The sequence below is a fragment of the Paramuribaculum intestinale genome (genome assembly GCF_003024925.1).
In the GTDB taxonomy this organism is placed as follows: domain Bacteria; phylum Bacteroidota; class Bacteroidia; order Bacteroidales; family Muribaculaceae; genus Paramuribaculum; species Paramuribaculum intestinale.
The window spans coordinates 1-7203 of the sequence record NZ_PUED01000128.1; the positions used below are offsets into that span (position 1 = coordinate 1).

General features: G+C 51.7%; 3 protein-coding genes. 1 reads left to right on the forward strand and 2 read right to left on the reverse strand.

The annotated features are described in order from the left end of the window. Positions 1–3698: hypothetical protein (locus C5O24_RS09425; RefSeq protein ID WP_133165516.1), on the reverse strand; the 3698-nt coding region annotated here is incomplete at its 3' end. Between the two features lie 478 nt (positions 3699–4176). On the opposite strand from C5O24_RS09425, the gene cls reads away from it, so the two are divergent. After that, positions 4177–5634, forward strand: coding sequence for a cardiolipin synthase (gene cls / locus C5O24_RS09430; RefSeq protein ID WP_107036045.1), 1458 nt, complete (start codon positions 4177–4179; stop codon positions 5632–5634). 102 nt (positions 5635–5736) lie between these two features. Here cls and C5O24_RS09435 read toward each other — a convergent pair whose 3' ends face one another. After that, positions 5737–7032: a DcaP family trimeric outer membrane transporter gene (locus C5O24_RS09435; protein WP_107681745.1), complete on the reverse strand. Its 1296-nt coding sequence runs from the start codon at positions 7030–7032 to the stop codon at positions 5737–5739. Positions 7033–7203: the final 171 nt, after the last annotated feature.

The following is a 7203-nucleotide window of genomic DNA, read 5'->3' on the forward strand; positions in this document are numbered from 1 at the left end:
CCTGTGGCTGTGGCGTTCTTGAAGATGTGGCCCTGGATATTGAAGTAGATATTCTTGCCTTCGGTCTTGGCGTCGTTGTAGGCCTTTATGATCTCGGCCTTTACATCCTTCACGGCAGGCTCTTCGGCTTCGTCGCTATCCACGGCGAGTGCGGCAGTCGACTCTGCGGCGGGCAGCAGCGACCAGTCGATCTCGAGGTTGGTGCCGAGTCCTGTGGTGGAGAATACCGGATCGGTGTCCTCGTTGGCGGTCAGCTTCACATTGTTGATGGCCACATAGTCGGCGATGTTCGAGTCATCGAAGGTCAGCTTGGCCGCGTCGGCCTCGTTTGAGGCATCGTAGCAGAGATCCTTCCTGATCGGCGCTCCGAGGCGTTCCATGTGGTTCTTGTACATCGGTTCGGCATATTCCAAATCTCCCCAGATCGTTTTGTCAGGGTCGTTGTTTTTATCGACACCACTGTAAGAGTGTCCCTTGATGTAGCCATACTGATAACCTACAGTGTATATGTTTCCTGGAACGAATTTGCCTTCAAGTCCCGATACGTCTGCTATAGCCACGCCTGATTCATCTTTTGGCGTGAAAGTCACCTCTGTGATTTGATCGCCGATCCTTGGGTTTTTATAAATACTTCTTGACGTGGTGCCGTCATGAAAACTGCCGTGCACAAACCGATAGTCTGTATAGTCCCATCCTTTTTTGCTATATGCGACTATATATCCGTCAGATTCGGCATCGCGCAGATACATGTACTTATTGGTGTCATCAAATCCGAGTACCACCATTTTAGACGCTACCTTGTAGTATTTGTCCTTCAGTTCGTCGGCGGTTTTGCCGCTGAGTTCCTTCTTGACCTCGGCGATTGAATTAAAGACAGGAGCTTTGCTTATTACGTCAGACACTGTAAAAGTGTACGGGTCGCTGACGTAAAACGGTGCGTTGGAGCTTGAGGAACCCTGTACGCAAGCGGTGAATACAATCTGCTTGTTTTCATCGAAATTTGCCGATGTGAGATTGATAGTCTTGTTGCCGGCTGCATATGTGACAGCGTCTGTGGAGAAGGTGTTAGTGATAAGATTAAAATAAGAGAAGTAGTAATACTGTGAAGAAGCAGTCGCGTTGGTGAAATTCAACTTCATCTTGGTGACAAGTTTGATAGTCGCGCTGCCGGCGGTTCCATCCTCTTCTTCCTGCGAGTCTATTACCTGTGTGAAATTGGCGATGCTTTCTGTCGTGACTTTCGGGCGGGCAGGCATCTGATTGATGGCGCGTGGCATGATATAATACTCCTGTTTATCAGAGTCGTATTCCACTATGCCGGTCAAGGCGTATTCCACGTTATCCGTCAGGGAAGCTGTTGCAGCCGGCGAGTAGGTACTGCCGGGGTTGCAGTTCAGGAATCCTGTATTAGTGGATATGCGTGTTGGTATTGTCTCGGTAGTGCCGACGAGGGTGAAAGTCTGGTCGGTTGTATTGTAAGTGGCTACGACGTAGACATATTTCCCGTAATCATCAGCCGACAGTTTATTGCGTCTGTTCCCTACGAAGGTTTCGCGGACGAATACACTGGCATTCTGTTTTATGGCTGCGGAGGGATAGATGCTTGCGCCGGTGTGGCAATATTCGAAATTGTCGATGTTGTTGTCTTCGTCTTTAAGCACAATGATCGGACGGTCTTGTTCGTCAAACTGTAGCGTGCCGACGACTCCTCCTGCCGGACAGAAGGGCCAGGTTGCAATTGTTTGAGCATTTATGCCCTTGAAAGCATTTCCCGGGAAGAGACGTGTCGCTGCGGTGCTTGAAGTGATGTTCTCTGAAATTCGTGTGACAATACGTACGGCGGTACCGAGTGTGTCGCGGGTATAAATGTTCAGTTCTTTTGGTGACGCAGTGAGATATCCTGATGCCAGAATCTGAAGCGGGAAGTCGAGCCGCACGGTTTTTCCCTTGTATGTTTTGTCTAAAAGTTGGTTTGTGTTGGTAACATTTAACGTTTCAACTCTTTTGAACTGACGGTTGATGACATTGGATGCACGTTCAGTATTTTCGTGCTGTGCGTAGGTGCGTATAGACAGTACACAGTCGTGATTAATATGTATCTTGCCGCCTTCCGGTAATAGGGTTGCTTTCGATTTGTCGAACGAATCGTTGTCGAGTGCTTGATTGCCGATGATATAATAGATTTTAGCATCGGGATAGATGCAGGCGCTGTTTGTGGTTGCTTCGACATCAATTTCCTCAACGAGCAAATTGTATATGCCGGTAGCAGGGCTTTTGATTGCACCCGAAGGGATTACATCAATAGGTGTCATGGGAGTCTGATTTGCCGACTCGCTATTGGATGTATAAGACAATGTCACGATGTCGAATCCGGCAACAACTTCTGTACCGTTTTTTTGATTCGTGGTTGCCGATGAGACACTCCATGGATTGTTGTTTGGACTGGTGGAAACAGTTATCGAAGAGTTTTCGGGAGTGATACCTTGTGCATTGATGTATCTGGTGATCATGGTGCCGTCGGCTGCCGATGCTCCGGTTGGTCTTGTCAGTGCCATTCTTGCAGAGCTTTGCATATTTTTATTCCCTGTATGGTTGTCTATGAAGTATGATATGCCATAGTACAGGTTGTCATCGGCAGCGTTTTCTATAGTAGTGTGGAATTTTACACCGATCGTGGTTCCAATGATATATTTGTCGGGATCAATTATGACAGTCTTTTGGTTGGTTTTCGGCTTAGTCGGGGGAATGAATGTGGTGATGGCTTTTCCGATACGAGTCTGGACAAAGCCTTTGCCTGATTCGAACAATGTTGTTGCTTCGTTCCATTCTCCGGTGAATTCATTGGTTGCCGATTCTCTATAATAGATTTTATCTCCATACGGTTTGCCGAAAGAGATAGAATTGTCGTATTTTGGCACCCATCCGTCGGAGTTGTCATAGTAAGTGACCTCTATTTTTTTTATGACTAAGACTCCAAAGTCTGTAGATTTCAACATTTGCAAGCACAGTGGCTCGGATGAACCATATAATCCGGAAGCCTCATATGTAACTCCGGTTATATATCTGTAGTTGCCGGAAGCGGATCCCAAATCAGGGGTGCAGATGAACGTCGATGATTTATCTGAAGATCCGAGTGATCGTACTGATGCGACATATTCATCAAAACTGGCACTTTTCCCTATACCCACTAATCCTGCTTTGTTTGGATCAAATGTTATGACCACCTTTTTTATGGTTTTGTTTTCTCCCATACTCAACCTCATGGCGGCTGATGGGGTGGTTGACGTCTTTGGCCCGAAATTCATCTGTGATGCTGATAACTGATTAGTGTTTTTTACAGGGCTGCTTCCGTCTTTGGAACATTTGCTGAAGTCGAAATCCAGAGTGAGTATGTCCTCATTTTTGGCTTGCTTGAATTGTATCTGTCCGAAACCATACGCATTAGATGGGCTGGCAGATAATTGGATGACAGGGTCGGTTTCGTCGATTGTTAGATCGCTTTTGTTTTCAGCCTCGTTGATGTTGGGTTGTGCGGCCTTCACTCTTTTACCAGCCCAAATATAGCCGTTGTTGTATGCATTGGCATTGATGGTGATGGTAAATGTTTTGGCCGAATGGTCGGTCTGGGCGGCGGCGTGGTGTGGCGATAGGCCACAGAGAGCGGCCACCCCGAGAAGGGTGAGTAGAAATCGTTTCATAATCTCTGTCCTGTTTTTTAAGTTAGTATATATGAAATAAATGTTTGCGTATAAGCAAATTAAGCATTGTAGGCAAGAGCGGTCGAAACAGATCGTGATCGGTCTGTCTCTGTAACGTCGGCAAAGTTATGCAATATGGATAATTCGGGCTATAGAATGTTAATGAATGTAACTATATTGTAACTGAATGACCGAAGTTTGCACAGAGTGGAGAAAAATGAGCATTAATTAGGCGGATGGATGGAATATTTGTTAATTTTAGCGCGGATTAAAAGAGTGTTTGAATTTCACTGCTGTTCACTCAAAGAGGATTTTCTGAGAGATTAGCGTCAGTTGAGGAGGGAGCGATGCGTGCATCGTGACCGATGAAACCTGGCGGAAATTGCCCGAAAAGACCTTTGAAGGGATAGAAAGAAGTCCATATATATTTCTTCGTGTTAAAATCAAACATACTCTAAAACTTACATTATAGCTACTGATGTCGACAATAGAGGAGATGATTCGCACGCCGTGGGTCCACTGGACTTTGGCGGTGGCCTATGCCGGTACGATACTGAGCATAGTGGGTATCATTGTGTCGGAAAACCGCAATCCGGTGAAGTCGCTCGCGTGGGTGACCGTGCTGCTGATGTTTCCGATCGGGGGGATAGTGCTCTATGTGTTTTTCGGCCGCAGCATCAAGAACACGCGCATGATATCGCGGCGCAACCGCCGGCGGTTGCGTGAGCTGACCATGCCGGAGGCTGGTGAGCCGGATTTCAGGGATATGTCGGCCGAAACGCGGCAGCAGATACAGCTGGCGCAGTCGCTGACGGGAAGTGTCTATTATGGGGGCAACGATGTGGAGATATTCGACGGCCGCGAGAAGTTTGAGGCTCTGGAGCGTGATATAGCCGGGGCACGGGAGTATATCAATCTGCAGTATTATATTTTTTCAGACGACTCTACGGGGCAGCGGATAGCTGAGGCGCTGATTGAGCGCGCGCGTGCGGGGGTGAAGGTGAGGGTTATATATGACCATATAGGGTCGATAGCCACGAAGAACTCTTTTTTCAGGAGCATGCGTGAGGCAGGCATTGAAGTGTATCCGTTTTTCAGGGTGGCTTTTCCGCCGTTTGCCACCCGCATCAACTGGCGCAATCACCGCAAGCTGGTGGTGATCGACGGGTCGACGGGCTATATAGGCGGCATGAACATCGCTGACCGATATACCGACGGGGGCAAGGGTTTTGCGGGGTGGCGCGACACGCATCTGCGCATAACGGGGCCGGCGGTGGGTGCGCTGCAATACAGCTTTGCGGTTGACTGGCGTTTCATGGGCCGGGAGCTGATAGAGGAGGGGGTGGCCGGCGCTGAAGCAGCCGGCGGTGTGGCCTCGACTCCGGGCGATGCGGGGATGAATCTGCTGACGTGCGGCCCTACGAGCGAGTGGAGCAATATATCGTACATGCTGCTGAAGGCCATAGGCAATGCGAAGAAGCGGGTGTGGGTGCAGACGCCTTATTTTCTGCCTACGGAGAGTCTGCTGAAGGGGTTGCAGGCTGCGGCTCTGTCGAGGGTCGACGTGAGGGTGATGATGCCGCGGCGTAGTGATTCGGCGATATTGACGTATGCTTCGCGGAGCTATGTGCAGGAGTGTATTCTGGCGGGGGTGAAGATCTATTTCTACGACGGTGGGATGCTCCACAGCAAGGTGGTGGTGGTGGACGACGATTTCAGTTCGGTTGGTTCGGCCAATATAGATTTCCGCAGTTTCGAGCATAATTTCGAGGCGAATATGATGATATATTCGCCGTCGGTCAACAGTAGGCTGCGGCGGAGGTTTGAGGATGACCAGGCATGCAGCGAGCGGGTGAGGGGCGCGGAGTGGCGCCGTAGGCCGGTGATGCACAAGGCTCTGGAGTCGATAGTGAGGCTTATGAGCCCGGTGCTGTAAGGGGGGGCGGACCAATCGTAATAGTCGGAGTGACCGGAAGGAGAGAGTGAGGAGAGAGTGAGGAGAGAGTGAGGAGGGAGGAGAGGATAGAGGGAAGGGGGATCAGAAGCTGTATTGTATCATGGCGGTGACGCGGTTGGCATGGCCGTGGATGCCCGACATGTCGGCGCGGTTGCCGTAAATATACTGCAGGCCGAGGCGTAGGTCGGGTATGATGTCGTAGAATCCGCTGACGGTGGCGTATTGTGCGTAGCGGTAGGCCTGCGGACCCATGGCCTGCTGGTCGTAGACGCGTGCCTGGCTGTAGCATCCGGTCAGGAAGAACGATGGGCTGACGTCGAGGCGTGCGCCGGCTTCGAATGCGAGTGAACGGGGGGCGGTGAGACGTCCGGGGGTGGATGTGGGTATGAGGTCGTAGCCGTAGCCGTTTAGGTCGTTGATGTAGTTGGCCATTCCTCGGCCGTAGCTTGCCTGACATAGCAGCGAGAGCTGTGGGGCTATGCCGATGGCTCCGCTGAGCATGAATCCGTAGCCGGTGACGAAGCGGTTGTCGCTGCGGACTTCGTCGCGGTAGACGAGGTTGCGGAGCATGGCTGTCAGTCGGACGTGGCTGTGTCCGCCTTGCCAGCTGTATTGTATGTGTGACGATATGTCGGGCACGCGCTGGGCTATCTTGCGGGTGTGGTCGGTGAGGGTCATTGCGGCCTGGGGTATCTCAAGGGCGAATGACGCTCCCCAGTGGCGTCCGAATTTTGGGGTGTAGCGCACCTGTGCGCTGTAGGCGAAGGCTGAGCCGGAGGGTCCCTGGTCGTCGACTACGGGGACGGCTGCTCCCGGATCCATCCACGGGGAGAGGTTGTAGCCGGCCATCAGGTTGCCCAGCCGGAGGTAGACTTTCTTGACCTGTACGCCGTAGGTGTCGCCGGAGCCTTGTGAGAAGCGTGTCATGACGTAGACTTCGTAGTTGCCGAAGCGGCTTGTGGTGCCGACGAGCTGCATGAAGACTACGGAGTGGTTGAATGTGGCTCCGAGTGCCTGGTTCTGGTCGCTGCGGTTGGGTACGGCTATGTCGTGGGTGTAGAAGCTTGGGCCGTCGTCGACAGCTCCGTCGAAGTCGTAGCGTGCGGAACCTTTGATGTAGCCGCCGATGCCGAATGCGACTTTGCCTTCGCGGTCGAGAAAGAGGAAGCGTGGCGGCGTGGGGTCGGTGAAGTGGGCTTCGACGGGGTTGTAGAGTATTCCGACGAGGTGTCGGCCGTTGTCGGCGTCGCCGGTGGCTACGATGGCTCGTTCGGGTATGAGAAATGTGTCGGCGGGTTCTTGTGCGGCGGCACGTGGGGAGAGGATTGCGGCCGTGAGTGTGGCGGCGGCGAGCAGGAGGGTGCGCGGGTGTTCCATAGGGAATCAGTGTGTGTTTGTGAAAGTATGTAATATATGGTTATGGACTTATAACGCGGCTGGCTGGGGGATGGTTTTGGCGCGGGCGTGTTAATCGGGGGGGATATGAAAAAGGCGCTGCGCCGGTATGGTGGTCGGTGCAGCGCCTTGATGAGTGGCGTGGATCATGGG